Below are 26,891 nucleotides of genomic sequence, written 5' to 3' on the forward strand. Positions count from 1 at the left end.
TCCAGCCTATTTCACAGGTGCCTTGGCGGCCGCGTCGAAAATTTCGTTGTTGATCGGCGAGCGCAGGCGGTCGTTGTTGAGCAGCTTCAACAACACGTCGATCGTTTCCGCCTCGACCACGACTTGCCCATCCTCGACTTTCAGCTCCCAGCCTTCTTCCTTGCTGACTTCAATCATGCGCTGGATATAGTCGGGCTGTTGGTAGTAACCGGCCTTGAGGATCGATGCCATCTTGCGCAAGTGGTGCAGGTTGTCGCCCACGTGCTTCTGAATGAGGTCGACATTCTTGAAACGGCCACTCTCATTGAAGTTCTGGATGACCTCGGCAGCCTTGGCCTTCATGCCCTCGCGGAAGTTCATGGAAATTTCGAACTCCTTCTTGTTGGCAATGAAGATCATGCCGCCATGCACGAAGAAGTCGAAGCGCGGATCGATCAGAAAGACTTCCTTGTCTTCTACGTCCACCAATTTGTGTTCGACAAAGAACGTCGCCTGGCGCGATTGAACTTTCTTTGGCTGGGTGAGTGTGCTGATCTTGCGCCAGGCGTAGAGTCGATCATTGCCGTGTTCAAGCTGGACGACATACGCCCACGAATTGAGCAGGTCTTGGTATTCCTTGGCGATGGCATTGTCAAAGCCAGCGTTTATCGCCACTTCGACTTTAGGGAAATCGGTGGCGTCTGCCGTAATCGTGAACAGCGTGTCATCACCATCGGCATTATTGAAATCGTATTCGGCCAAGTGAAAGTCCTTGCCCTGCAACTGATTGACTACATAGCCCTTCAACCGCTTCTGGAGCTTGGCATCGGTGTTGACGCGCAGTACTGAGTAATGTGCCGCGTGATTTGCCATGTAGCGCTTGACAAGCCAGAAAGTGACCCCCCATTTTTTTAGATCGATCGCTTTGATCGCCTTCAAGGTGGCCTTGTGCGCCTTGTTGCTCATTTTTCTGTGCCCTTTTTATCCAGATTGGCGTTGTCTTTGACGGCCACATACAGATAGTGCGACATCCGCTCCATGCGGCAAGTGTCACCCACGGCCAGCGGTTGCCGTGTCACGACCATCGCCTGAATTTCCTTGTCACCGCGTTTGAAGGTGCAATCGATCAGCATGTAACCCGCAAGAGCGAGAATCGGGTTCACGAAAACCGTCTGGGTGCGGTAGGCCATGATGAAAAGAATGGCTAGAAAAAGGGCGAGGCTCACAATGACCTGCCAGTCTCCCAGGTCCACCTTCATGAACGAAAGCATGTAGGGGATGGTGTAGCCGAACATGTCGCCCGATTTGTTGGACGCCTTGGTGACCGTCACCGTCAGCCCGCCATCGATTTCTCTGACGGAACGAAGCACAGCCAAACTGCTGAACACTGCGATCAGCAACAGGATGCCGCTGAATACCGGATTCTGGGGAAGCAGACCGGGGCTGGTTGCATCGTAATCCTTGATGATCAGAATCAGCATAAGGGGCGAATAGGCGCTCAGAAAGAGCACCAGCGATGCCCATGGACGAAGCCGAAGTGACGGGTCGCGGGTGTTATCCATGATGACGCACCTGCTTCCCCGGATAGCCCAATGATTGGGATCTGAAATTTTGGTGCGAGCGCAAAGGCACAAATCGCTTGGCCTGCACCGTCTCCAGAATGGTCATGTACTGAGGTTCGAGCGCAGCCATCAGCCCCTCCCGCCAATCCGAGCACGCGCACGTGCCTGGGCACGGGCTTGCAGCGCCGCCCGCACTTGGGCATAGAGCTGAGCGTTGGCCTGCTCCCGATCCGCCAGTACCACGGCGACGGCATAGGGCTCGTCCCCATCGCGCCCATCGGACCAAGGACTATCTTGTCGGGTCACTACGACGAACACCTTGTGACCGTTGGCCAGCGCCTGTTTGAAGCGCCATCGAGAGACCTGCAACGTGCCGTTCTTGCGGGTGTCGTTGGGCAGCCAGCGGCCATTGGCACGTTCGCCCATGCCTTCTTCCCGATTGCGCCGGTAGGCTTGGGTGACCTCATCCAGGCTGCCAGCCGTCACCAGGTGGAACCACAGTTTGGCTCTGCGGTAGTCCAGTCGCGTGGTGCGCACGGCAGGGCTGTAGGCGAGCGCGACGGTCACCTCACGCGTGCGGCGGCCCCCATCCCAAAAGGCGTCTGGTAAAGGTAATTCGAAGAAGTGGTGCTGGTCGTTGCCGACGCGCTCTTCGGCCAGCAGGGTGACGGTGTGATCAAGCGAGCGGAAGAGCGCCGTATCGTCCACGCTCCCATACCCGACGAGGCGCAGGAGTTTGTCGCGGCCTTCGGCATTGTTGTCGGGGTTCAACAGCGCTTCGCAGGCTTGCGGCCAGCGGGCATGGGCGCCGATCAGTGCGCGCAGCAGGTTGGGCGAGGCGTCGGGCACTTCGGCCAGTAGCCGCGCGGCTTGGTGGGCGACTTGGGGGGCGGCGTAGCTAGTGCCGATGTCTTCCTTGAATGCCGGCCCCAAGGCAAAGCCGCCGTTGAGCGACACCACTCCCAGACCGGCATGGTCTGTGCCCCCTCCAGTGCGCCGCAAGGCGATGTTGCCGGCAGGCGCGACCACGTCGGGCTTGATGGCGCCGCTGACGGAAGGACCGCTGCGAGTCAATGGAAACGGCTGCTCCGCCCGTGCCAATACGTGGTCTTCAATCGTGTTGGGATGGCGCTGAGCATTGCGTGTGGCCTCGTTCAGACTCAAGCCGCCAACGGTCAAGGCGTTGAGCGATGTGGCGGGGTCCAGCAGGCGGGCGTGGCCGTCGAACAGGTAGTTCGGGTAACTCGCGCGGGCATCGGCTGGCAACTGGGATGACAGCAAATTGCCCGCTGGCACTACGAACAGAACCCCCAGCTCGCGCGTCAGCCGATCCAGCGTGTAGGCAAGCCCGCGCACATGACGGCCATCGTAGACCTTGTTCAGATCGCCATAGCTTAAGTTGAAGACCCGGCAGCCGTATTGCGCGTGCAGGTCGCGCACGGCGTCCTCGACCGCCTTTTCGACGAACTCGGTTTGGTCTTGTCCGTCGTCTTCGAACACTTTGCCGGAGAACAGGCGCAGCTGCGGGACGAATTGGCGCTGCTGGATGGCACCATGGACATCACCGTACAAGGCAAGTCCACCGACGAAAGTGCCATGCCACGGCGCTGCATCATGAGCACTTCGATGCGGCTCCAGATAGCCCTGAGCATCGCCGACCGCTGCGGCCAGCAGAGGGTGGCCCGAGGTCAAGCCGGAGTCAAGAACAGCAATCGCAGGCGCATCAGCAGGCGGTGGATCGACTGCCGGAAACTGGTTGATGTCTGTCATCAACAGCTGAACGGAAACGCCCAGGCGAGGCGGCAAGTCCACCTTGCGAACGTCCCGGTGGCGCAGAAGCAGTTCTGCCTGTTGCTGGTTGCAGCGCACGCGCAGCATCACAAGCGAGGGTTGCTGAAGCGCGTCCAGCTTCTCGATACCGCGTTCCTGCAACCAGGCCACAAAGGCGCTGAACATGGCCTGACGCTTGTCTTGCCGCTCCTGAGGCCAGAGCTCAATATCAAGCGTGAATGGCGCCCGTGCGGGAAATCCCTGTTCGCGGAGAGCATTGCCAGTGCGGTCTTCCGGTGTCCAGTGGTCGAAGTCCTCGATGGCGTACAGCAGCTCCTTTCGTGTAACGCTACCGTCGCGCGCCAACGATGCCAAACGCCGTTCGAACTCAGCCAGGCCTTCCTCGGTGGCGAAAGCCAGAACAACCGCCTCGTCTTCTTGACTAACGATCTCGACACCAGGGATGGCATCAAAGGGAGGAACACTCTTATCCCCAGCATGCAACCGGATCTTTAGCAGTTTTCGATTATCGAAGCCGCCGATATCTGCTTGTTCAGGATCCAAAATACGGGATTTTGCATCTCGGAGCTTATTTGAAAGCTCTGCACCATATGCACGCGGATTCTCCGGTTGGAGTCCGCCCCCATACTTTCGCGGATGACGCAGATTGATCGGTGTTTCCCGTTCCAGGCGCAAGTGTTCATAGGCCATGCCGTCGCTCCGTCCTTTCTGTATTTATTTTTAGTCCTTATGCCGGTACTCGCGGGCAAGCGCGTTATTCAGATGGTTTTTTTCCAGAAACTCGCGGCCAGACAAAATCATTTCCTTGACAGCCCTTCGCAGGACACGCTCGATATCCGCGTGCGACATGCCTTTGAACAGCGAAGCTACTTTCGCATCATCAGCTTCAAAGTTGCGCCGTATCCCTGACAACTTGAGCGCGAGCAGACGCTTGATCTGCTCTAAGTTCGGCATCTCGAAGTGCACGACTTCATCAAAGCGCCGCCAAATAGCCTTGTCGAGCAACGTTTCGTAGTTGGTCGTGGCAATGAGGATGCTTTCCCCCCGATAGCTATCCATCATCTGCAGGACTGCGTTGACGGAGCGCTTGAGTTCGCCATGGTCGCCACTGTCACCACGGTCTTTGGACAGTGCGTCGAACTCGTCAAACAGCGCGACGACGGGTTGCTGCGCGATATAGTCGAAGACCTTGCGCAGATTGGCAGCCGTTTCTCCGAGAAAAGATGAAATCACCGAGTCCAGGCGAACCAGAACGAGCGGCATGGACACGGCGTTGGCAATGACCTCAGCAGCCAAGGTCTTGCCGCAACCTGGAGGACCGCAAAACAACAGCTTCTGCGCAGGCTGCAAGCCGTAGGAGCGCAATGTGTCGGCCCGGTTGTGCTCCATTAGGATTTCGTCCAGGGCCGACTGCGTCGCATCGGACAGGACAATGTCTTTCTCCTCTCGCACAACCGCGCGCTCTTCAAGCAGCGCAAGACCGTTGTCCTTGTTTGTTGGCAGACCGGAAAGGCTGTGTGACCTGCGGCTACTGTTCCCGGCAAAGGTCTGATCGCCATAAAGCAGGCGTTCGAGATCATTAGCGAGCAGGTGATGATTCTTTTCTCGCTCCTCCTTGATAACAGCCTCGGATGCCGAACGAAAAGCCGCGGCATCGCCATGAACTCCAGATTTGATAAGTTGCCGCAACAATTTTCCGCTAGCCATATCTCTCCTCAATTCGTGGCGCGCTTCAACCGCGGCTTGGTCATACTCAGGTCTAACGGTGCCAATTGATTATTCACTACACCAGCTCCCATTCGACGACAAACAGCGTGCGTTCTTCAACCTGCTGCTGGAGCTGTAGCTCCAACTGGCTGATCAAGTCATTGCGCTGCGCTTCCACTTCGTCCTGCCGGGCAAACAGCTCGCGGCGCAGCTTGCTGCGCTTGCCTTCCAGTTCGCGCTGCTTCTTCTGCCATGACAGCTTTTCTTCCAGCGTCGGCGAGGTCGCGGCGGTTCGACGCACTTCCTTGATCTCGCGGTCGATCTCCTTGATCTCCTGCTCCAAGCCGAGCTTCAGGTCGTCCGCCCAGGCATCCAGCTTCTGGACTTCCTGCTCGAAGTAGCCGAGGTTGCGCTGGTTGATTTCCCGCAGGATTGCCGTTCGCCTGCTTTCAGTATCGGCGGTCAACGCAGGAGACTCCGCGCTGTCGAGTAGTTCTGCGGGCTGCTCGGTGGCCGGCAGGCGCAGCAGCTTTTCCGGGTCGTCCTCTGCCAGTGCGATGCCATCGCTGGTGACGGCCGAGACCAGAAGGTGCTGCTCCTGATTGCCCAGGGCTTCGACTGAAATCAGCTTGCAGGTCAGCCAGCCGGTCTTGCCGCGATAGGGTTCCAGGGTGCTGACCTTGGTGCCATATCCGTCGTAGTCGAACACCAGCCGCGCATTGTCCAGCTGGCGGGACTTGGCCCGTTCCACGGCCCACAGGGCCAGCGGGTGATTGATCCGGTACAGATGCGCTTCGCCAGAACGGCGCGGCAGTTCGTAGCGGCCCAGGCTGACGTCAACCTCCGACAGACCTTGAGGCAAACGATGCAGGTTGAAGCCGTCATTGTCGAAACTGGCACAATCCCCCAGTTCAGCACGGCTCAGCTCGATCAGCATGCGCTCGAAGCGGCTGCGGGCGCTGCGACTGTCTTCGGCACGGATGCGCAGCTTGTCCTGCACTTCCTCGTCGAAATTCTCCAGCAACACTTGTCGTGTCTTGACCATCGCCTCGTTGATCTCGGCAGAGAGATCGAGCTGGAGCTGCTCAAAGCTGGACTTGATTTCGTTCGGGTCACGGCAGTTCTGATAAATCTCGGCAATACGCCGCTCGAAATCGACACCGGAGCCGATGGCACCCAGCACTTCGTCGCTCGCCCCAAACACGCCCTCGAACAGCTGAAACTTCTGCGACAGCAGTTCGTAGACGCGCTTGTCCGCCTCGTTGCTGAGATCGACGAAGTTCACAACCACCACGTCGTGCTTCTGGCCGTAACGGTGGCAGCGCCCGATGCGCTGTTCGATGCGCTGCGGGTTCCACGGTAGGTCGTAGTTGATGACCAGCGAGCAGAACTGCAAGTTGATGCCTTCGGCTCCGGCCTCGGTGGCAATCATTACCTTGCCGCGCTCCTTGAAGTGCTCGACCAGTGCCGCACGGGTGTCGGCGGTCCTGGAGCCGGTGATGCGGTCGGTGCCTTCGTGGCGTTTGAGCCAGTCCTTGTAGATCGCCTGCGCACGGGCATCGCTGTTGGTGCCGTTGAACAGGACGATGCCGTCGCCGTATGGCGTGTCAGCCAGCAAGTTGAGCAGGTATTCCTGCGTACGCTTGGACTCGGTGAAGATGATGGCCTTCCGCGCCGCACCCAGCCGGTCCAGTTCCGCAAAAGCCCGATCCAGTGCGGTGAGCAGCGCCTTGCCCTTGGCGTTCTCGCGGATACTGGAGGCCAGCTCTTTGAAGTGGCGAAGCTCTTCGATTTCCTGCGCGATGGCATCCCGCTCCGAGCGGTTCAGCGCCGTAGAGCCGGGGCCTTGATCGCTCCATTCGTCTGCAGTTTCGTCGAGCGACTCGTAGTCCTCATCCAGCTCTTCGACGAGATCGGGGATTTCAGCCGTTTCGTCCAGCACTCCCTGAAGGCGCTTGGCCATCGTCTCGAGCGCACCTGCGATGGCGTGCGAGCTGGACGCGAGCAGCTTCCACAGCACCAGTGAAATCAGCTGGCGCTGCCCCTCGGGCAGAGCCTTGAGGTTCGGGCGGCGCAGGTAATCAGCGACAAGCCTAGACAGTTCTTGTTCTTCACTCGATGGCGTGAACTCCTGGATGATGGCCTTGCGCGCCGTGTAGGAAACATAGGGCTGCACCTGTTTGCGCAGGGTGCGCTTGCAGATGGGCGCCAGCCGGTCACGCAGGCCACTGAAGGCCTGCTCCCGGCCGGTGAACTGCGAGCGGAAACTGTCCAGATCCCCGAACACGCGGTCGTCGATGAAACTGACCAGTCCGTAGAGTTCTAGCAACGAGTTCTGCAACGGCGTCGCGGTCAGGAGCACCTTGGAGTGGACATGCGACAGCGCCTCCTTGAGGGTCTTGGCAATGACGTTGCTGGTTTTGTAGACGTTGCGCAGGCGATGCGCTTCGTCGAGGACAACCAGGTCCCAGTCGATGCCCTTGACATCGTCGGCCTTAGCCTTTGCGAACTGGTAGGAACAGATGACCGGGCCGGAGGTGAATTGAAACGGGTTCCGCTGCTCCTGCTTGCGGATCGCGTTGTAGCTCCTAGCTTCGAGGATCAGCCCTTGCAGGCCGAACTTGTCCTGCAGTTCCTGATGCCACTGTTTACGCAGGTTAGCCGGGACGACGATGAGAATCCTGCGCTTTCGCTCGGCCCAGCGTTGCGAGATGACGAGGCCCGCCTCGATGGTCTTGCCGAGACCAACTTCATCCGCAAGGATGACCCCGCGCGACAGAGGGTTGCGGCAGGCGAACAGGGCAGCATCGACCTGATGGGGATTGAGATCGACCTGCGAATCGACCAAGGTCGAGGCCAGAGACTCCACCGAGTCGCCTGCTGCACGCCTGGTCAGCAGCCAAGCAAAGTACTGGCTCTGGTGCGGCGTCAGAAGCTGCTGTGTCGTCAACGGCGATCCTCCCCTTGTTCTTCCCCGAGCGTGATTCGGCGGCTGGCATGGTCCGCGCTCACTCGGCCTCCGGCTTCTTCTTGTTGATGCTTTCGGCGATCCACCGATCCAGCTCCGAGCGGCGAAAGCGCCAGGTTCCCCCAAGCTTGAACGCCGGAATCTCTCCTTTCTGGGCAAGGCGATAGACCGTCCGTTTGCCGGCTTTGAGGTAGGCCGCGACTTCCTCCAGCGTGAGGATCTCGCTTTCGACTCCACTCATCTGAAAACCATCTGGTTTGGTCTTTCGTGACTTTGGATTGCCAAGTTTGCTCAATTCTACCAAAAGGTGGCAGGCACTAGCCAACAAGAAATCCACCAGGCATTGCCCTAATGCCGGCCAGCGCGACCAACAAATCCGGTCATGCCGTAGTTCCCATTCCCTGCGGCGCAAAGCGAGAGCGCGCCACAGCATCGTGCCATCCGCATCAACGGGGAATGGCACGATGGGACAGACCGACCGCCGCACATCCGCATGGCCTGCGCTTGCCGTGGTGTTGGCTGTGTCGTTCTCGGCGCTGCAGCCTGCCTTCGCCGCCGACAGCCTCGCCTTGGAGCGTGAGCAGCTCGCCGCGCTCGCCCGCCAGCTCGACCTGATCGATCGCCTCGCCGAGCACGCCACCAGCGCCGCTCCGCAGGAACGCGCCCGCTACCACTTCGACTACGCCCGACTGCGCGCAGACCTGAATCGCGTCCGCGCCGGCCTGCAGGACTACCTCGTGCCCCAGCGCGCCCAGCCGCGCGATCCCGTCCCGCTGGCCGGCGATTACGTCCGCCGCGACCGCGCCGACGACGAGGAGCCGTCGCCATGACGCCCTCTGCCGATCAGGTCGCCGCCTTCCAGGCCAACGGCGGCTTTGCGCCTTCGGCCGTCGCTGCCGTGGTGCTGGGCTTCGTGTTCGCCGTGTTGCTGCTGTGGGGCGTGTGGGCCATGCGCACCGCCTACGTCGGCTGGGCCGAGCACCGCATCACTGAACGTCAGTTCCTCGCCGTCGTCGTGCGCTTCGTGGCGATGTACCTCGTACTGACCTTCTTCCTCCTCTCCTGACCGTCACGAAAGGCCATACGCCATGAACACGCCACTGACATCCCATCGCATTCCGTCCCGCATCGCCGCTCCGCTGCTGCCGCTGACGCTCGCGCTCGCGGGCCTGCCGCTGTCGGCCTTCGCGCAGGGCCTGCCGACCATGGAAGACCCATCACGCGGCCAGGGCAGCGGCATCCTGCAGACCTTGCAGAACTACGGCTACGACATCGTGCTGCTGATCGCGCTGCTCGTGGTCGCCTCGATGTTCGTCGGTGTCTGCTATCACGCCTACACCCGCTACTCGGAGATCCACACCGGCCGCGCCACCTGGGGCCAGTTCGGCCTGACGGTCGCCGTGGGCGCGATCCTGCTGGTGGTCGGCATCTGGCTGCTCACCAAGGCCACCGGCGTGCTCTGAGGGCGGTAAGCGATGGCCGTCCCTTCGGAGACCCCGCAAGACACGCTGGTGACGTTCCTGCCGCACCGGCTGAACCGCCAGCCGGTGGTCGTGCGCGGGCTGACCGCCGACGAGTTGTGGATCTGCGCCGGCCTGTCGGCCGCAGCCGGGTTCGCGCTCGGCCTGCCGCTGGCCTGGCTCACGCACAGCATCGCCATGGTGCCCACGCTGATCGTCGCCGGCATCGCGCTGGGCGTCTTCGTCGGCGGTGGTTTCCTGCGCGCGCAGAAGCGCGGCCGGCCCGACACCTGGCTGTACCGGCAGCTCCAGTGGCGGCTGGCCCTGCGGCACCCGGCGCTGGCAGCGCTCCTGGGCGGCCGGCGCCTCATCACCCGCTCGGGCTACTGGACGACCCGGCGCAACGCCGATCGAGGGGCGCCATGAGCCGTTTCAAGAACGAGGTTGCGCACCTGCAGGCGCATGTGAAGACGCTGCGCCTGGGGGCCGGCGCGCTGTTCGTGGTGGCGCTGCTGCTCGGCTTCGGTTGGTGGAGTGCACCGAAGAGTCTGACCATCCATGTGCCGCCGGACCTGCGCTCGGGCAGCACGCGCAAGTGGTGGGACGTGCCGCCCGAGAGCGTGTATGCCTTCTCCTTCTACATCTGGCAGCAGGTGCAGCGCTGGCCCACGAACGGCGAAGAAGACTATCCGCGCAACCTGCGCGCGCTGTCGGCCTACCTGACGCCGAGCTGCCGGGCCTTTTTGCAACAGGACTACGAGTACCGGCGCGCCAGTGGCGAGCTGCGTCAGCGCGTGCGCGGCATCTACGAGATTCCCGGCCGCGGCTACGGCGATGATCCGGCCGCGCGCGTCAAGGTGCTCTCCGACCGCGATTGGATCGTCACGCTCGACGTGAGCGCGGACGAATACTACGGCTCCGAGCAGGTCAAGCGCGCCCTGGTGCGCTACCCCATCAAGGTCGTCCGGCTGGACATCGACCCCGAGCACAACCCCTTCGGCCTGGCGCTGGACTGCTACGCCAGCGCACCCCAGCGCATCGAAACGCCGCCGACGCCGACCCAGGCCGGCGCGCCCGCCAACACCTCCGGCCATCTGCAGGGAGACTCCCCATGAAGTCCGTTGCCTTGTCGGCCCTGGCCGGCGTCCTGCTGACCCTCGGTTTCGTGCCGGCCAGCCAGGCCGTGGAAATCCTGCGTTGGGAGCGCCTGCCCCTGCCGGTGCCGCTGGTGGTCGGCCAGGAGCGCGTGGTCTTCATCGACCGCAATGTGCGCGTCGGCGTGCCGGCCAGCGTCGGCGACCACCTGCGCGTGCAGAGTGCGGGCGGCGCGATCTACCTGCGGGCGAGCGAGCCGATTCCGCCCACGCGGCTGCAACTGCAGGACGTGGAATCCGGCGCGCTGATCCTGCTCGACATCGCCGCCGAGCCGGCGAAGGACGGTCAGGCGCCGCTGGAGCCGGTGCGCATCGTGGAAGCGGAAGCCCCCGCGAAGCGCTACGGCGGCGGTGCGGCAAGCGGCGCGGACGAGCAGGCCGACGCGCCCGCAGACAAATCCGTTCCCCGGCGCGAGACGCCGGTACCGGTCGTGCTGACGCGCCATGCCGCACAGAACCTGTACGCGCCGCTGCGCACCGTCGAGCCGGTCGCCGGCATCGGGCGCGTGAACCTGCGCCGCGGCCTCGCGCTGGAAACCTTGCTGCCGACGCTGCCGGTGCACGCGCGGGCACTGGCCGCGTGGCGGCTGGAAGACCAGTGGGTGACGGCCGTGCGGCTCACCAACACCGCCGCGCGTTGGCTCGACCTCGACCCGCGCGCTTTGCAGGGGAACTTCGTGGCGGCGACCTTCCAGCATCCGAACCTGGGGCCGGCCGGCACCGCGTCCGACACCACGGTGCTCTACCTGGTCACGCGCGGTCACGGCCTGGCCGAGTCGCTGCTGCCGGCGCTGAGCCCGATCGACGCCAGCGTGAACCTGCCGCCGGCCGCCGCGGCGGGCTCCACCGGAGGAGCGCGCGATGAAGAGTAATCCGCTGCTCAAGTGGCTGCTGATCCCGATGGCGCTGCTGCTGGTGTTCGTCGGCATCAAGCTGTTCTCCGGCGCCCCCGGCGGCCAGCCCGCCCCCAAGGGCGCGGCCGGTACGCTCACGCCCGAGGAGATGAAAGCCCTGGGCATCGCTGGCGACACGCCGCGCGATACCGTCGCCACGCTGGTGGCCCAGGTGAAGCAGTTGCGCACCGAGCTGCAGAGCGCGCTCGGCGACAACAAGCAGCACAAGGCCGAGAACGAGCGCCTGCGTGCGCGGGAAGGCGCGATCGACCAACGCATCCAGAGCGCGCTGGAAGGCGAGCGCAACCGCCTGGAGCAGGAGCGCAATCAGGTGGCCAGCGACAGGCAGCAGACCCAGGGGCTGCTGCAGGATCTGCAGCGGCAACTGGACGGCCTTTCCGGCAAGGGTGGCCCGTCCGATCTGCCCGTCGGGCTGGGGCTCGAAGAGGGTGACGGCCAGCGCTTCAACCGCGGCGTCGCTAGCACGCAGTGGGTCGAGCCCGACGATGCCAAGGTCGACGCCAAGAACAGCAGCAAGGAGCCGAGCTTTCCCCTGAGCTTCGGGCCGGCCCAGAAAAGCCTGTCGGCCGCAGCGGAATCCGTCGCCGACGTCGGCAGCCGCGCGGTGGGCGCATCCACGAAGGCTGTCTACACCGTGCCGTCGAACTCGACGCTCATGGGGTCGATTGCCATGACGGCGCTGATCGGGCGCGTGCCGATCGATGGAACCGTCAACGATCCCTATCCATTCAAGGTGCTGATCGGCCCGGACAACCTCACGGCCAACGGCATCGACATCCCCGACGTGGCCGGCGCCGTGGTCAGCGGCACGGCCTCGGGCGACTGGACGCTCTCGTGCGTGCGCGGGCAAATCCGCTCGGTCACGTTCGTGTTCCAGGACGGCACCATCCGCACGGTGCCGGAGGACAGCAGCAAGGGCGGCAGCAGCGGCGGCAACTCCGGTCACAACGGCGCCAGCATCCAGGGCGGTCTGGGCTGGATCAGCGACCCCTACGGCATTCCCTGCGTCAGCGGCGAGCGGCGCAGCAACGCCCAGCAGTACCTGGGCAGCCAGGCGCTCATCACCGCGGCCGGCGCGGGCGCGGCCTCGCTCATCAAGTCCGACAACGGCAGCGTGGCCGTGGTCGCCAACAGCAACGGCTCGCTGGGCACCGTCGGCATCAGCGGCAACGAAGCGATGGGCCGCATCCTCGCGGGCGGCGTGCGCGACATGGCCGATTGGGTCAACAAGCTCTACGGCCAGGCCTTCGCGGCGGTCTACGTGCAGCCCGGCGCCAAGGTGGCCGTGCATCTGGAGCAGCCGCTCGACATCGACTACGACGCCAAGGGGCGTCGGGTCCACCACCGCACCGGAGAAGCCCATGCCTCGGATCTGGATTGACGCGGCCGCCGTGCTGCTGGCGGCCACCCTGCTCGGCGGCTGCGCTACCAGCAAGGAGAAGCTGCTGCCGCACGGCGACAGCACCATGCTCGACATCTGGCATCGGGAAACCGGCGGCAGCGCGGGCGGCGGCCAGGCCGCGCGGCAACTGCTCGATGCGCGCCAGGGCCTGCGCCGGCCGCTGGCCGATGCCGATGTGCAGGCGGCGCCCGGCGTGCAGGCTCGCTACACCCGTACCGCGCAGAACGAGATTTACCGCCAATTCCACCGCCTGCCGAACCCCGACCTGGTGATGTACGTGTTCCCGCACTTGGCGGGCACCGATCCGGTGCCGGTGCCCGGCTACAGCACGGTGTTCCCGCTCTACCAGCGCGTGCAGTACGCGATGCCGGGCGAGCGCGTGGAGGACTACTGATGGCCTGGTCGCTGCCGTGGTCACGCAAGCCCGGCGCATCGCCTGCTGACGCCGTGGATGCGGCCGATGATGCCTGGGCACGGCACGTAACGGCCCTGGCGGCACAGGGTGTCGCCGAGCCGGGCAGCGCGCTCGGCCGGGGCCGGCGCAGGTCGGCCACTCAGGCCGACCACGATGCGCTCTATGGCGTCGCGCCGTCGTTCGCGGACTTGCTGCCCTGGGTCGAGTACCTGCCCGGCAGCAAGTGCATGTTGCTGGAAGACGGCCAGTCGGTGGCGGCCTTCTTCGAGCTGGCGCCGGTCGGCACCGAGGGCCGCGAGATGGCCTGGCTATGGCAGGCGCGCGATGCGCTGGAGAACGCCCTGCAGGACTCCTTCGACGAGTTGGACGACAACCCCTGGGTGGTGCAGCTCTACGCCCAGGATGAGGCCGACTGGGACAACTATCTGCGCTCCCTGGCGAACTACCTGCAGCCGCGCGCACAGGGCAGCGCGTTCAGCGACTTTTACCTGCGCTTCTTCGCCCATCATCTGCGGGCCATCGCCAAGCCGGGTGGCCTGTTCGAGGACACCACGGTGACGCGCCTGCCGTGGCGCGGCCAGGTGCGGCGCGTGCGCATGGTGGTCTACCGCCGCACGTCCGCGGCGCCGACCCCGCGGCGCGGCCAGTCGCCCGAGCAGGCGCTGACCACGATCTGCGACCGCCTCGTCGGCGGGCTGGCGAATGCCGGCGTGAAAGCCCGACGTCTCGGCGCGGCGGACATCCACGCCTGGCTGATGCGCTGGTTCAACCCGAATCCGACCCTGCTCGGCGCCACTGCCGAAGACCGGGAACGCTTCTACGCGCTGACCCGCTACCCGGAAGAGCGGGAGGAGGGCGAGATCGAACTCGCCAGCGGCACCGACTTCGCGCAGCGCCTGTTCTTCGGCCAGCCCCGTTCGGACGTGCCCAACGGCCTGTGGTTCTTCGACGGCATGCCGCATCGGGTGATCGTGATGGATCGCCTGCGCACGCCACCCGTGACCGGCCATCTGACGGGCGAGACACGCAAAGGCGGCGATGCCATGAACGCGCTGTTCGACCAGATGCCCGAGGACACGGTGATGTGCCTGACCCTGGTCGCCACGCCCCAGGACGTGCTGGAGGCGCACCTCAACCACCTCGCCAGGAAGGCCGTCGGCGAGACCCTGGCCTCGGAGCAGACCCGCCAGGACGTGCAGCAGGCACGCGGCCTGATCGGCAGCGCGCACAAGCTCTACCGTGGCGCGCTGGCGTTCTATCTGCGCGGCCGCGATCTGGCCCAGCTCGATGCGCGCGGCCTGCAGCTCGTCAACGTGATGCTCAACGCCGGCCTGCAACCGGTACGCGAAGAGGACGAGGTAGCGCCGCTGAACAGCTATCTGCGCTGGCTGCCGTGCGTGTTCGATCCGGCTGCCGACAAGCGCCAGTGGTACACCCAGCTCATGTTCGCGCAACATGCGGCGAACCTGGCGCCGGTCTGGGGCCGCAGTCAGGGCACGGGGCATCCGGGCATCACGTTCTTCAACCGCGGCGGCGGCCCGATCACCTTCGATCCGTTGAACCGCCTCGACCGGCAGATGAACGCGCATCTGTTCCTGTTCGGCCCTACGGGGTCGGGCAAGAGCGCGACGCTCAACAACATCCTGAATCAGGTGACGGCGATCTATCGGCCGCGCCTGTTCATCGTCGAGGCGGGCAACAGCTTCGGCCTGTTCGGCGACTTCGCGGCACGTTTGGGCCTCACCGTGCATCGCGTGAAGCTCGCGCCCGGCGCGGGCGTCAGTCTGGCGCCGTTCGCCGACGCCTGGCGCCTGGTCGATACGCCGAGCCAGGTACAGACGCTGGACGCCGATGCGCTCGACGAAGACCAGACCGATGCCGGCATGGCCGTGGAAGGCGACGAGCAGCGCGACGTCCTCGGGGAGCTGGAGATCACTGCACGGCTGATGATCACCGGCGGCGAGGACAAAGAAGAAGCGCGCATGACGCGCGCCGACCGCAGCCTGATCCGCCAGTGCATTCTCGATGCGGCCCAGCATTGCGTGGCGGACAAACGCACGGTGCTCACGCGCGATGTGCGCGACGCGCTGCGCGAGCGCGCCCGCGACGCCACGCTGCCGGAGATGCGGCGCGCACGGCTGCTGGAGATGGCCGACGCCATGGATATGTTCTGCCAGGGCGTGGACGGCGAGATGTTCGACCGGTCCGGCACTCCGTGGCCCGAGGCGGACATCACCATCGTGGATCTCGCCACCTTCGCGCGCGAGGGCTACAACGCCCAACTCTCGATTGCCTACATCTCGCTCATCAACACCGTCAACAACATCGCCGAGCGCGACCAGTTCCTGGGCCGACCGATCATCAACGTGACGGACGAAGGCCACATCATCACCAAGAACCCGCTGCTCGCGCCCTACGTGGTCAAGATCACCAAGATGTGGCGCAAGCTCGGCGCCTGGTTCTGGCTCGCCACGCAGAACCTGGACGACTTGCCGAAAGCGGCCGAGCCCATGCTCAACATGATCGAGTGGTGGATCTGCCTGTCGATGCCACCCGATGAAGTCGAGAAGATCGCGCGCTTCCGCGAACTCAACGCTTCGCAGAAGGCGCTGATGCTCTCGGCCCGCAAGGAGGCCGGCAAGTTCAGCGAGGGCGTCATCCTGTCCAAGTCGATGGAGGTGCTGTTTCGCGCCGTGCCGCCCAGCCTCTACCTGGCGATGGCGATGACCGAGCCCGAGGAGAAGGCCGAACGCTTCCAGTTGATGCAGCAGCACGGCATCAGCGAGCTGGATGCCGCCTTCCGCGTGGCCGAGAAGATCGACCGTGCGCGGGGCATCGAACCTCTGGCGCTGGACACGTTGGCCTGACGGGAGCGACACGATGCGCATGCCTTCCTTCGCCCGCCGTCATCCCTGGATCGGTCTGCTGATCGTGGTGACGATTGCGGTGGCCTCGTGGATGCTGCTGCGCGCGCCGCATCCGGCAACCGAGTCCATGCCCCTGGCCGCCGCCGGGTCCGAAGTGCCGAAACCGGCCGGCCCGCCCTGGCTGTATGGCCGTGCCGATGCGCGCTTCACGGTGGTCGGGTACGCCGACCTGGAGTGTCCGTACTGCCGGGCCTACTTCCCCGCGCTCAAGCGCTGGATCGACGCCCATCCCGAGGTGAACTGGCAGTGGCACCACCTGCCGCTGTCCATGCACGAGCCGGCCGCGACTGCCGAGGCACGCCTGGCCGAGTGCGCGGGCGAGACGGGCGGACATGCCAGTTTCTGGCAGGCCGTGGCGTGGCTCTACTCGAACACCCGTGGCGACGGCCAGGGCCTGCCGGAGGGCCTGCGCTATCCCGGCCTCACGCCAGCCATGCGGGGTTGTCTCGACAGCGAGCGCCCCGATGCCGTCATCCGTGCCCAGGCGGTGGAAGCAGCACAGCAGGGCATCGCGGCCACGCCGGCCTTGCAACTGCGCGACCGCGAGTCCGGCAAGACACTTCTGCTGCACGGCCCCGTCGAAGGCGATGCCTTGCTGTCGGCCATCGACCTGCTTGCCGCCGGCAGCACGACCGCAGCCGAACCCGCCCATTCCCCAGACATGCCCGCCGGCGTCGCCGGTGACATGCCCAGGTAGCCATCGATCTTCAAGGCTGCGGCGCGGCTCGTCCGCGTTGATCGAAACCCGTTCGCATCGCATCCCTTGACGCGAACAGCCACCGCATCCGCGGTGGTGGATGCCCGCTCGTCACCCGTTCCATCCCCATCGTCCCCAGGAGGGTTTGCCCTCCTGGGGCAGGCGCCCTCCGATCTCATCCATTGGAGGTTCGCCATGTCTCTTGCCATCGCCGACTCCCGCCCGGAGTCGCTCACCCTGATCGCCGCCCAGCACGAAGACTGGATCATCCAGCAGGCCATCACCCTGCTGGAGAACCGCGTGTTCAAGGCCGGTCCGGCGCTGGGCAGTCCCGCCGCCGTGCGCGACTACCTGCGCCTGAAACTGGTCGCGGAGCCGAACGAAATCTTCGCCGTCGTGTTTCTCGACAACCAGCACCAGGTGCTCGCCTACGAGCCGCTGTTCAAGGGCACGGTCGACCAGACTTCGGTGTATCCGAGGGTGGTGGTCCAGCGTGCGCTGGCGCTCAACGCTTCGGCGCTGATCCTGGCGCATCAGCACCCCTCGGGGACCACCGAGCCCTCGGCCGCCGATCGTGCGATCACCGAGCGGCTGAAGAGCGCCCTGGCCACCGTCGATGTCCGGGTACTGGATCACTTCATCGTCGGCAAGGGCAGCCCGTACTCGTTCGCCGAAGCCGGCTTGCTGTAGCAGCACCCCAGGCGCATTCATTTCATCACCACGGGAGCCCTTGGCTCCCGTTTCTTTTCGCCGGTGCGCAGGAAATCGGGACTGACCGGTTTCGGTTTCTTTGTCGTTCCCTGATCTGCGTTGCGCTCGACTACGAGTCTGCATCGACTCCGCGGAGGCGCGACATGCCGGTTCATTCCCTCGATCTTCCTGCCGTCTCGCGGCGCCCCCTGGCCGCGAGGGTGGCCGCTGGACTGTGCACCGCGCTGCTCGGTCCCATCGCGGCGGCCACCGATGTGCTCGTCGTCACCGACGGCCGTCATCCGGTGCAGGCCCCGGCCGGCGTGCGGATCATCGAGCTGGACCAGGCCACGCACATCGAGGTCGAACTCGCCGCGCACCTGCCGGCCGACCCGCAACAGGCCGCAGCCCTGGTGCGGCAGCGGTTGCATGACGGCGGCGAGGCCCTTCAACGCCGCATCGGCCACGCCTACCAAGGTGTCGCGGATGCCTGGGGACTGGGCATCGCCAAGATTCCCGCCGTGGTGGTCGATCGACGCTATGTGGTCTACGGCGAGCCCGACGTGTCCCGCGCCGTCGCGCGCATCAACGCCTACCGGAGCACGCAGCCATGAGCCTCCTGCTGGCACGCCGGCGCCTGCGCGCCACCGTTGCCTCGCTGCTGCTGGGCACGGCCACATCGACGTTCGCCCTGGACACCGCCACCATCGTCTCGTCAGCGCTGTCCCCCGACTGCCTCGAATACCGCGTGGTCGGAATCTGCTACTGGCTGTACTGCACGCCCTTCGGCTGCTCGGTTCGCACTTCCGTCAAGGTGCGCCACTACGTCCCCGATGCGGTGGTCTCGAGCTACTCGAACACCGGCGAAAACCCGTGGCTGGAAGTCAGGGCGATGAGCATGCCCAACCCGACCGCCAAGGCGGGCGGTGACGGCACGACCAATCACGACAACGAGAACAACCTCGCCAAGTTCAAGAACGTCGATGTCATCGGCCATCCGGCCGGGATGGTGTTCAGCCAGTTCGCCAGCGCCTCCGGCTACACCTGCGAAGGCGCTGGCACGGCCTTCATGCCGTATCTGCTGAGCACGCTCGACACGATCGCCTGGCGCTACAACATCCCGGAAGCGTTCTACCCCGAAGCGCTCATCCCCGGCCGGCGCGAAATCGGTACGCGCACCGGCCTGAACCTCTGGGGCAACGTGTATCCCCGCGGTGGCTTCCTGCACCAGACCGACGACCACAAGAGCGGCGCCGTGGTCGCGCAGCGCGCGGGCGACATTGTGACGCGCCGCAACCAGATTCACGTGTACCAGCCTCTGCTGGCCAACGCCCGCGACGGCTACTGGCCGGCCGGCGCGCTGATGGAGACCGACGCCTCGACGGGCAAGTGGCAGGAGCTGACGCCCACGCTCTCGAACAGTTGCGTGGTCTTCCCGCACAGCCGCACCCGCGTGCAGGCCCAGCAGGGCGACTACGCCTGGGCCTTGTGGCGGCCGTACTCCTGCTGCCGGCGCCGTGGCCAGGTCTTCCTCGGCAGCGTCGATTTCATGTGAGGAACCCACGATGAACGCCTCCCCCCCTGACTTCCTGCGCCGGGCGAAGTCGCCCCTGCGGGCCGCGCTGCTTGTGCCGGCCATCACGCTGGTCATCGGCGTCGCCTGGGCGCAGACCCGCATCGACCCCAATGGCGTGAACGTCAGCGGCAGCGTGATCGGCGACGACGTGCTCTACAGCATCGGCGGCGGCCGGGCCGTGTCGATGGGTGGTGCCGGCAACATGCAGAGCATCGGCGTCGGCGTCGGCTGGAACAGCAACCTGATCTGCGGCGACATGAGCATCACCACGACGCTGCAGAACCAGCTCAACGGCATCACCAACGGCTTCCAGACGATCATGAGCAACGTGATCCAGAACGCCACCAGCGCCGTGGCCTCGCTGCCGGCCCTGATCATCCAGCGCGCCGACCCGGGTCTCTACAACCTGCTGACCAACGGCATCCTCCAGGCGCGCCTGGACTTCGACCGCTCGAAGATGACCTGCCGGGCCATCGCCAATCGGATGGCGGACATGGCCGGCGGCCAAGCCGGCTGGGACCAGCTCGCCGAGGGGATGGCGCTGCGGGATGCGGTCAGCAGCACCGATGCCGTCTCCGCCATCGAGCAGGCCGAGTCCAACAAAGGGAACAACGGCGTGCCCTGGGTCGGCGGCGGCAACGCGGGCGGCTCCGGCCAGAGTTCGATCAAGGTGGTCGGCGACGTGACGCGCGCGGGCTACAACCTGCTCAACGGGCGCAACGCCACCGATACCTCGTCGATCGCGCGCAGCGCCTGCGGCAACCGCCTGACCTGCCAAACCTGGTCCTCGCCCCAGGCGGCCGCCGACTGGGCGACCCGCGTGTTGGGCGAACGCGAGCAACGCACCTGCGAAAACTGCACGAAGACCCAGACCACGCCTGGCGTCGGGCTCACGCCAATGATCCAGGAAGAGTACGAGACCAAGCTGCAGGCGCTGCAGGAACTGGTGACGGGGGCCCGGCCGACGACGTTGGCCAATCTCGACGCAGCCGGCAGCAGCTCGCTGCCGATCACCCGCGGCGTGATCGAGGCCCTGCGTGACGAACCCGACCAGGACGTGCTGGGCCGGCGCCTCGCGTCCGAGGCTGCGCTGTCCAGCGTGCTGGAGAAGGCCCTGCTGCTGCAACGCACGTTGCTGACCGGCAAGAAGGAGCCGAACGTCGCTGCCAACGAGCTGGCCGTGCAGGCGGTCGACCAGGAGAACAGCGCGCTGGAGCAGGAGATCAACAACCTCAAGACCGAGCTGGAACTGCGGCGCACGCTGGCCGGCAACTCGGCGATGGCGATCATCCAGCGCCACAGCACCCGCGCTGCCGGCTCGCGCGGCGTCTTCGAGGGCGACACCACGCGCGACCGTCTGCGGGAAATCCAGAAGCCGCGGAGCGGTACGCCATGAGCCGGCTGGCCTGGCTGCGGCTGCCATGGCTGTTCAACCGCCGCGTCGGCGTGGCGCTGCTGTGGACCTTGCTGGTGGTCGCTGCCGCGGTGGCGGTGAACATCGCCGGCATCCACGTGGTCGGCGGCGTCGAGGGCTGGCAGCACTGGCTGCAGGCGCACGCCGGCCACTTCTTCGTGTGGCGTCTGTGCCTCTACGGAGCGACGGCCTACGGCTGGTGGTGGATGCGTCGGCGCCTGTTGCGGCGGGAGCCGTCCCGCGAGACGCATCAGCGCCTGCTGCGCACGGAGATCGCGGCCGTCATCGCCGTGGTCGCGCTGGAAGCCAGCCAGCTGCTGCGGCACGGCTGAGACCGGGAGGCAGGCATGACGCTCTACACCACGGACTACTTGGAGTATTACCTGACCCTGGTGGCTTGGGTGGTCAACAACGGCATCTGGAGCATCCTCGTGGCCAGCGGCGTGTTCGCGCTGCCGTTCGTGGCCATCGTGATCCAGGAATGGCTCAAGGCCCGCAGCGAAGGTGCGGACGAGGGCAACAAGGGTGTGCTGTCGTCGATGCGCATCGAGAACCGGGTGTGGGTGGCGATCGTGGTCATCATGTTCGCGGGCATCCCGTTCATCCCGGTGGATCTCGCCACGATCAGGTTCGACACCACGCGCTCCGCGCAATGCCAGGTCAACGTCCCGCTGCCCAACGACACGGGCTGGTCCAACGTCTACACGGCGCTCAACGACCAGAGCGCGCTGGTGCCGGTGTGGTGGTTCTTCATGCACGCGCTGTCGAAAGCCGTGACGGGCTCCGCGGTGGCGGCGATTCCCTGCGGCACGGACCTGCGTCAGATTCGCATGGATGTGGATGCCACGCGCATCGACGATCCGGTGCTGGCACAGGAGGTCGCCGACTTCACGCACGACTGCTACGGGCCGTCGCGCGCCAAGCTGTTCATGAACCGGCCGACGCTCTCCGACGAGCAGATGAACGACGTCACCTGGATCGGGTCGAGTTACTTCCTCGACACGCCCGGCTTCTATGACACCTATCGCGCCAAGACCCCACGCACGGCCTGGCCCTACGACGCGACCCGCGATGCGGGGTTGGCACAGGTGGACAGCGGCGGCGGCTATCCGTCCTGCCGGCAGTGGTGGGCCGATGGTGGCCAGGGGCTGCGCAGCCGGCTGCTGGCACAGGTCGACCCGGACCTGCTGACCCGCATCGGGCGCTGGGTGGGCTTCCTGTCGCAGCGCGAGGTCAATGACTCGGTGATCCGCGCCGTCGTCTCACCGCGGCAGCAGAAGATGAACCAGGGCGCCGTCTACACCGACTACGGCGGCCAGATCGACAAGACGCTGCCGAACGTCGTCACGCGCGGCGTGGGCGACCTGGGGCTGACCGTCGGCTCGCTGGGCTTCTTTCCGGCGATGGACGTGGTGCGCCAGGCGCTGCCGATGGTGCTGACCATGCTCAAGATGGCGCTCGTCATCTGCATCCCGCTGGTGCTGCTGATCGGCACCTACGACCTGAAGACGGTGGTGACGGTGAGCTGCGTCCAGTTCGCGCTGTTCTTCGTGGACTTCTGGTTCCAGCTCGCACGCTGGATCGACAGCACGATCCTGGACGCGCTCTACGGCTGGGGGTTTGGCGCGGACAGGCCGCACACGAACTTCGATCCGTTGATCGGTTTGAACAACGCCTTTGGCGACATGTTGCTGAACTTCGTCATGGCGATGATGTTCATCGTGCTACCGGGTTTCTGGGTAGCTGCGCTCGCGTGGGTTGGTGTCCGCGTAGGCAGCATTTCGCAGATGCTCTCAGCAGCCACCGATGGCGCCAAATCTGCGGGAGGCAAAGGCGCTGACCTTGCAATCAAAGCAGCGAAGGCGAAGTAGCGCCGAGAGTGGCGAGCTACTCGTCGTCCGCGCTGCCGCCGTCGATGCGTACCTCGCCCCGGTAGAGACCGTATCCGTCCAGGCCGTTTCGCCATTGAGGCTCGTCATCATCACTGCTTTCGTCGGCATCGACGTTGCGTACCATCCAGGCAGCGATCACTGCAAAGGCCAGCAGCAGCGCCAGCCAGAACGCGGAGTAGAGCAGCACACCAAGCACGGCCAGCTTGACGATCCAGAGCACCGCCGTCGCCGCGCCCGCGGGCACCCCGCGCGTCACCAGCCAGCCGGCGACACGCTGCTCGCGGCGCAGGTATCCACGCCAGGCACGGCCAGCCCCCCGGCCCAGCCGGTGGCTCCAGCGCCCGTTGTGCGTGTTGGTGGTCATGTTCATGTGCCTCGGCTTCAGTGGTGCCTCACCTCATGGAGCGGCCGGTTGGGGCTTGCCCTCCAGCATAGACCGCGACCAGGAGGGCGGGTTGCGGCTGGCAGAGCCGGGTCGGCCTGGGTCGCAGGTCGATTAGATTCTGCATGATAAATAAAACCTTATGCTACTTTCCCTGCGCGTTCCTGCGATAGCTCTAGGGGCTGATTGGATTCCGTGCTATTTTTATAGCATGGATGGAAATTCTAGGCACCAGGTAATCAAGCGGCTGCAGGCGGGACTCCCCCGCGGGGCGCCGTTCGACCTTGCCACCCTGAGCCAGTTCGGGGTGTCGCCCCAGCTCGCCGCCCACTATGCCGACGGCGGATGGCTCGTGCGCCTGGCCCATGGCGTCTATGCCTTCCCGAACGATGAATTCGGGGTCTACGGTGCGCTGAAGTTCCTGCAACAGCGCGTGCCCGGCCTGCACGTCGGCGGCAAGAGCGCCCTGGCCCTGCAGGGTGTGCGGCACAACCTGGGCAGCCGGGAGGCGCTGGTGCTGTGGGGCGACGGTCGCTTCGCGTTGCCGGCCTGGTTCACTTCGCGCTTTCCGGCCCGCTATGTCCACGCCCGCCTGTTCGACTGGCCGGACACGGCGCTGGCCGCCAAGACCCTGACCACGCCGCCGGGCCTGCCCGAGGATCTGCGGGTGGCAGCCCCCGAGCGTGCCGTGCTGGAGATGCTGTACGAAGCCGGCGTCAAGCAGAGCCTCGAAGAGGCCCGCAACCTCTTTGATGGACTGCGTTCCCCCCGCAAGGATTTGCTCGGACAACTGCTGTCCTGCTGCACCAGCGTGAAGGCCGTGCGCCTGTTCCTGACCTGGGCGCGCGAGACCAGCCTCGTGGATGTCGATGCCCTGCTGGAGCAGTACCCGGTTCGCACCGGCAGCAACACGCGCTGGATGAGCCGGCTCGATGACGGAACCCTGCTGAGCCTGAAACCTCATGGATAAGACCTACGCGGACACCGTTCGCCTGCTGCTGGCCGTCGCGCCCGACGTGTTCGCCAACGACATCTTCGCCATGAAGGGCGGCACGGCCATCAACCTCTTCGTGCGGGACATGCCGCGCCTTTCGGTGGACATCGACGTGGTGTACCTCCCGTGGCAGACGCCGCGCGACGAAGCGCTGCAAGCCATCAACCAGGAGCTGGCCGCCATCGCCACGCGCGTTGCGCCACTGGGCGTGCAGACACGCCTGGTTCGCGCCAAGGACCTGGGAGACACCAAGCTGATCGTCGAGAACGACGCCAGCCAGGTGAAGATCGAGGTCAATGTCGTGTTCCGCGGCAGCGTGCTGCCCGTCGAGCGGCGGCCGCTGAGCGCCAAGACCAGCGATCTGTTCGGCGTCGAGTTCGAGCTGCCGGTTCTGGCACCGGACGAGCTGTACGCCAGCAAGCTGGTGGCCGCGCTGGATCGACAGCACCCCCGCGACCTGTTCGACGTGTGGCAGCTCTACGAATCGGGCGACATCAGCGACGGCATGGTCGAGTGCTTCGTGATCTATCTGGCGGGCCACAACCGGCCGCCCCACGAAGTGCTGTTCGGCAACGACAAGGACATCGCCGGCGAGTACGAGCGGGCCTTTGTCGGCATGACGGAAGTGGACTGCTCCCTGGAGATGCTGCTCGATGCTCGCGCCAGGCTGCGGCGCGAACTGCCACAGCGACTGAGCACCGCGCACAAGCAGTTTCTGAGCGGGCTGGTGCGCGCAGAACCGGACTGGTCGCTGGTGCAATGCCAACACGCCGCTCAACTGCCGGCACTGCGCTGGAAGCTGAGCAATCTCGAAACCTTCCGCAAGCGCCGTCCCGACGACTTCGCAGCGCAATCCGCCGCCCTCGACACCGGCTTGGGCCAGAGCTGACGAACATCCCACAGCGCCCCAATGCCGGGATTGCCCCATGCCGCATTCATCGTGGCACCCGCGCAGCAGCGGCCCTATACCCAAAGGCTTCCGACAAAGGCCAAAGGGCTGGGAAGGGGCAAAGGAAGGGCGCCAAGGGGAAAGGCCCTATCCTGAAAAGGCCAAAAGGCGCCCCCGAGCAGCCCGTCATCCGGGGTTCGCCATGCTCTCGCTGTTCCAGCGCAAAAGGGTGCCACCCACCGCCGGCACGTCGCCCACCTCCGCCATCGAAACTCCGAAAGGGTCGATGCGGCCGGAGTCGGCCGCATCGCTGCTGGCCACGCCGCGCCGGCAGAAACTGCTGGAACACATCTGGCAGCGCACATCGCTCTCGCGCCGGCAGTTCGCCACGCTCTACCTCGCCCCACTGGAGCGCTACGCCGAGCTGGTCCAGCAGTTCCCGGCCTCCGAGAACCACCACCACGCCTATCCGGGCGGCATGCTGGACCACGGCCTGGAGATCGTCGCCTATGCGCTGAAGCTGCGGCAGTCATACCTGCTGCCTGCGGGCGTCACGCCGGAGGCACAGGCGGCCCAGGCCGAAGCCTGGACCGCAGGCACGGCCTACGCGGCCCTGCTGCACGATATCGGCAAGATTGCCGTCGATCTGCACGTCGAGCATGCCGACGGCAGCGTCTGGCATCCCTGGCACGGCCCGCTGCGAAAGCCCTACCGCTTCCGTTACCGAAAGGAGCGTGAGTACCGCCTGCACAGCGCCGCCACCGGGCTGCTCTACGCACGCCTTCTCGATCGGGACATCTTCGACTGGCTCTGCGGCTATCCCGACCTCTGGGCCGCGCTGCTGTACGTGCTGGCCGGCCAGTACGAGCATGCCGGCACGCTCGGCGAACTGGTCGTGCAGGCCGACCAGGCATCGGTCGCCCAGGAACTCGGCGGCGATCCCAGCAAGGCGCTGGCGGCGCCCAAGCATGCGCTGCAACGCAAATTGCTCGACGGCTTGCGCTACCTGCTCAAGGAAGAATTCAAGTTGAACCAGGGCGGCCCGGCGGACGGTTGGCTGACCCAGGACGCCTTGTGGCTGGTGAGCAAGACCGTCTCCGACAAGCTGCGCGCACATCTGCTGTCGCAGGGCATCGACGGCATCCCGGCGAGCAATACGGCGGTGTTCAACGTGTTGCAGGATCACGGCATCGTGCAGCCGACACCGGATGGCAAGGCGATCTGGAAGGCTACCGTCACCAGCGACTCCGGCTGGTCGCACGCCTTCACCTTCCTGAAGCTCTCGCCGGCGATGATCTGGGATGCCGCCGACCGGCCGGCGCCGTTCGCAGGCCGTGTGCAGGTCGAAGAGGAACAGGCGGAGCCGCCGCCGCTGGCGCCGGCGGTTGCCGATGGGCCGCACGTGGTAGGCACCGAAGCTGCACCCGCGAGCACGGCGCCGATCGCTTCCGCAGCCACAGACACCGGCGTGGCCGCGCTGCTCGACCTGCTGGGCGACACCGCTCCACCCACGGCACCGGAGATCCCGAGTTCCCCTGTTGCCGAGCCCGAGCCGGCCCCTTCGACCGTGCCCCCGCCGCAGGTGAGACCCGCACCTTCCCAGAATCGCGCGGAGCCCTCCGGGGCGCACTTCATGGCCTGGCTGCGTCAGAGCATCCAGACGCGCAAGCTCATCATCAACGACGCCAAGGCCCTGGTGCATACCGTCGCCGGTACGACCTACCTCGTCAGCCCCGGCGTGTTCCAGCGCTACGAGCAGGAGTACCTTCAAGTCGCCGCGCTGGCCAAGCAGGAGAAGCTGGAGGGGTGGCAGTGGGTACAGAAGCGCTTCGAGAAGCTGGGACAGCACCGTAAGCAGCCGAGCGGGCTGAACATCTGGACCTGCGAAGTCACGGGGCCGCGCAAGTCGCGCCGGCTGCACGGCTACCTGCTCGCCAGCCCGGATGCGCTGTTCCAGGAGACGCCGCCAGACAACCCATACCTGCGGCTCGTCAACGAGGCCGCAAAGCGCGAAGATTCAGCCCTTGGGGGCAAGGACGACGATCAGGCGTAGGCATGCGACCGCTGTGCGGGCCGGC

Annotated in this window: 26 protein-coding genes; 19 read left to right on the forward strand and 7 right to left on the reverse strand. The window is 65.3% G+C overall.

Going from position 1 to position 26,891, the window contains the following annotated elements:
* Positions 1-6 precede the first annotated feature (6 nt).
* The 6 genes from TK49_RS08025 to TK49_RS25270 form a co-directional block, all read right to left on the reverse strand.
* Positions 7-945 carry a DUF4868 domain-containing protein gene (locus tag TK49_RS08025; protein WP_023124338.1) on the reverse strand — a complete coding sequence of 313 codons (939 nt, stop codon included), beginning with the start codon at positions 943-945 and terminating at the stop codon, positions 7-9.
* Positions 942-1,541 carry a hypothetical protein gene (locus tag TK49_RS24850; RefSeq protein ID WP_023124337.1) on the reverse strand — a complete coding sequence of 200 codons (600 nt, stop codon included), beginning with the start codon at positions 1,539-1,541 and terminating at the stop codon, positions 942-944. The genes TK49_RS08025 and TK49_RS24850 overlap by 4 nt, the downstream gene beginning before the upstream one ends.
* Before the next feature lie 129 nt (positions 1,542-1,670).
* Entirely contained in the window at positions 1,671-4,022 is a 2,352-nt protein-coding gene (locus tag TK49_RS08035) for a S8 family peptidase (protein ID WP_240479959.1), read from the reverse strand.
* Positions 4,023-4,052: 30 nt separating this feature from the next.
* Positions 4,053-5,039 (reverse strand): AAA family ATPase, encoded by a 987-nt coding sequence (locus TK49_RS08040; RefSeq protein ID WP_045786216.1) that lies wholly within the window; start codon positions 5,037-5,039, stop codon positions 4,053-4,055.
* Positions 5,040-5,115: 76 nt separating this feature from the next.
* On the reverse strand, positions 5,116-7,989 hold the full coding sequence (locus TK49_RS08045) for an SNF2-related protein (RefSeq protein WP_045786217.1): 2,874 nt from the start codon (positions 7,987-7,989) through the stop codon (positions 5,116-5,118).
* Positions 7,990-8,047: 58 nt separating this feature from the next.
* A complete protein-coding gene (locus tag TK49_RS25270; RefSeq protein WP_449046156.1) occupies positions 8,048-8,440 on the reverse strand; it encodes a helix-turn-helix domain-containing protein in 393 nt (130 codons plus the stop codon).
* A 31-nt stretch (positions 8,441-8,471) separates the two neighbouring features.
* Here TK49_RS25270 and TK49_RS08055 point away from each other — a divergent pair, with 31 nt between their 5' ends.
* From TK49_RS08055 to TK49_RS08130, 16 genes are all read left to right on the forward strand, one after another.
* Positions 8,472-8,837, forward strand: coding sequence for an integrative conjugative element protein, RAQPRD family (locus TK49_RS08055; protein ID WP_023124332.1), 366 nt, complete (start codon positions 8,472-8,474; stop codon positions 8,835-8,837).
* On the forward strand, positions 8,834-9,073 hold the full coding sequence (locus tag TK49_RS08060; RefSeq protein ID WP_003294214.1) for a TIGR03758 family integrating conjugative element protein: 240 nt from the start codon (positions 8,834-8,836) through the stop codon (positions 9,071-9,073). The genes TK49_RS08055 and TK49_RS08060 overlap by 4 nt, the downstream gene beginning before the upstream one ends.
* Positions 9,074-9,095: 22 nt before the next feature.
* Positions 9,096-9,470, forward strand: coding sequence for a TIGR03745 family integrating conjugative element membrane protein (locus tag TK49_RS08065; RefSeq protein ID WP_017244833.1), 375 nt, complete (start codon positions 9,096-9,098; stop codon positions 9,468-9,470).
* A gap of 12 nt (positions 9,471-9,482) precedes the next feature.
* Positions 9,483-9,893: a TIGR03750 family conjugal transfer protein gene (locus tag TK49_RS08070; RefSeq protein WP_017244834.1), complete on the forward strand. Its 411-nt coding sequence runs from the start codon at positions 9,483-9,485 to the stop codon at positions 9,891-9,893.
* Complete coding sequence (locus TK49_RS08075; RefSeq protein WP_023124331.1) at positions 9,890-10,582, forward strand: PFL_4703 family integrating conjugative element protein; 693 nt, start codon at positions 9,890-9,892, stop codon at positions 10,580-10,582. Before TK49_RS08070 ends, TK49_RS08075 begins: the two co-directional genes overlap by 4 nt.
* Positions 10,579-11,493 carry a TIGR03749 family integrating conjugative element protein gene (locus TK49_RS08080; protein WP_023124330.1) on the forward strand — a complete coding sequence of 305 codons (915 nt, stop codon included), beginning with the start codon at positions 10,579-10,581 and terminating at the stop codon, positions 11,491-11,493. Before TK49_RS08075 ends, TK49_RS08080 begins: the two co-directional genes overlap by 4 nt.
* A complete protein-coding gene (locus TK49_RS08085) occupies positions 11,483-12,916 on the forward strand; it encodes a TIGR03752 family integrating conjugative element protein (RefSeq protein ID WP_023124329.1) in 1,434 nt (477 codons plus the stop codon). Before TK49_RS08080 ends, TK49_RS08085 begins: the two co-directional genes overlap by 11 nt.
* On the forward strand, positions 12,897-13,331 hold the full coding sequence (locus TK49_RS08090) for a TIGR03751 family conjugal transfer lipoprotein (RefSeq protein WP_010792122.1): 435 nt from the start codon (positions 12,897-12,899) through the stop codon (positions 13,329-13,331). The genes TK49_RS08085 and TK49_RS08090 overlap by 20 nt, the downstream gene beginning before the upstream one ends.
* Positions 13,331-16,219 (forward strand): conjugative transfer ATPase, encoded by a 2,889-nt coding sequence (locus TK49_RS08095; RefSeq protein WP_045786218.1) that lies wholly within the window; start codon positions 13,331-13,333, stop codon positions 16,217-16,219. The genes TK49_RS08090 and TK49_RS08095 overlap by 1 nt, the downstream gene beginning before the upstream one ends.
* A 13-nt stretch (positions 16,220-16,232) precedes the next feature.
* Positions 16,233-16,976, forward strand: coding sequence for a DsbA family protein (locus TK49_RS08100; protein ID WP_045786219.1), 744 nt, complete (start codon positions 16,233-16,235; stop codon positions 16,974-16,976).
* 195 nt (positions 16,977-17,171) lie between these two features.
* Positions 17,172-17,666, forward strand: a complete 495-nt coding sequence (radC, locus tag TK49_RS08105) for a RadC family protein (RefSeq protein ID WP_045786220.1) — start codon at positions 17,172-17,174, stop codon at positions 17,664-17,666.
* 164 nt (positions 17,667-17,830) lie between these two features.
* The gene (locus TK49_RS08110; RefSeq protein WP_045786221.1) at positions 17,831-18,280 is read left to right on the forward strand and encodes a TIGR03757 family integrating conjugative element protein; all 450 of its coding nucleotides are present in this window, start codon (positions 17,831-17,833) and stop codon (positions 18,278-18,280) included.
* A complete protein-coding gene (locus tag TK49_RS08115) occupies positions 18,277-19,221 on the forward strand; it encodes a TIGR03756 family integrating conjugative element protein (RefSeq protein WP_003140984.1) in 945 nt (314 codons plus the stop codon). Before TK49_RS08110 ends, TK49_RS08115 begins: the two co-directional genes overlap by 4 nt.
* Positions 19,222-19,231: 10 nt before the next feature.
* On the forward strand, positions 19,232-20,638 hold the full coding sequence (locus tag TK49_RS08120; protein WP_045786222.1) for an integrating conjugative element protein: 1,407 nt from the start codon (positions 19,232-19,234) through the stop codon (positions 20,636-20,638).
* A complete protein-coding gene (locus tag TK49_RS08125; protein ID WP_003292115.1) occupies positions 20,635-20,988 on the forward strand; it encodes a hypothetical protein in 354 nt (117 codons plus the stop codon). Before TK49_RS08120 ends, TK49_RS08125 begins: the two co-directional genes overlap by 4 nt.
* Before the next feature lie 15 nt (positions 20,989-21,003).
* Positions 21,004-22,527 carry a conjugal transfer protein TraG N-terminal domain-containing protein gene (locus tag TK49_RS08130; protein WP_045786223.1) on the forward strand — a complete coding sequence of 508 codons (1,524 nt, stop codon included), beginning with the start codon at positions 21,004-21,006 and terminating at the stop codon, positions 22,525-22,527.
* A gap of 16 nt (positions 22,528-22,543) precedes the next feature.
* Here TK49_RS08130 and TK49_RS08135 read toward each other — a convergent pair whose 3' ends face one another.
* Complete coding sequence (locus TK49_RS08135; RefSeq protein WP_438359691.1) at positions 22,544-22,912, reverse strand: DUF3742 family protein; 369 nt, start codon at positions 22,910-22,912, stop codon at positions 22,544-22,546.
* Between the two features lie 229 nt (positions 22,913-23,141).
* Between TK49_RS08135 and TK49_RS08140 the strand changes: the two genes are divergently transcribed.
* From TK49_RS08140 to mobH, 3 genes are all read left to right on the forward strand, one after another.
* Positions 23,142-23,900, forward strand: coding sequence for a type IV toxin-antitoxin system AbiEi family antitoxin domain-containing protein (locus tag TK49_RS08140; protein ID WP_045786224.1), 759 nt, complete (start codon positions 23,142-23,144; stop codon positions 23,898-23,900).
* Positions 23,893-24,813, forward strand: coding sequence for a nucleotidyl transferase AbiEii/AbiGii toxin family protein (locus TK49_RS08145; RefSeq protein WP_045786225.1), 921 nt, complete (start codon positions 23,893-23,895; stop codon positions 24,811-24,813). Before TK49_RS08140 ends, TK49_RS08145 begins: the two co-directional genes overlap by 8 nt.
* A gap of 202 nt (positions 24,814-25,015) precedes the next feature.
* On the forward strand, positions 25,016-26,866 hold the full coding sequence (mobH, locus tag TK49_RS08150) for a MobH family relaxase (RefSeq protein ID WP_045786226.1): 1,851 nt from the start codon (positions 25,016-25,018) through the stop codon (positions 26,864-26,866).
* Positions 26,867-26,891: the final 25 nt, after the last annotated feature.

Source organism: Ralstonia mannitolilytica (assembly GCF_000954135.1).
Taxonomy (GTDB): domain Bacteria; phylum Pseudomonadota; class Gammaproteobacteria; order Burkholderiales; family Burkholderiaceae; genus Ralstonia; species Ralstonia mannitolilytica.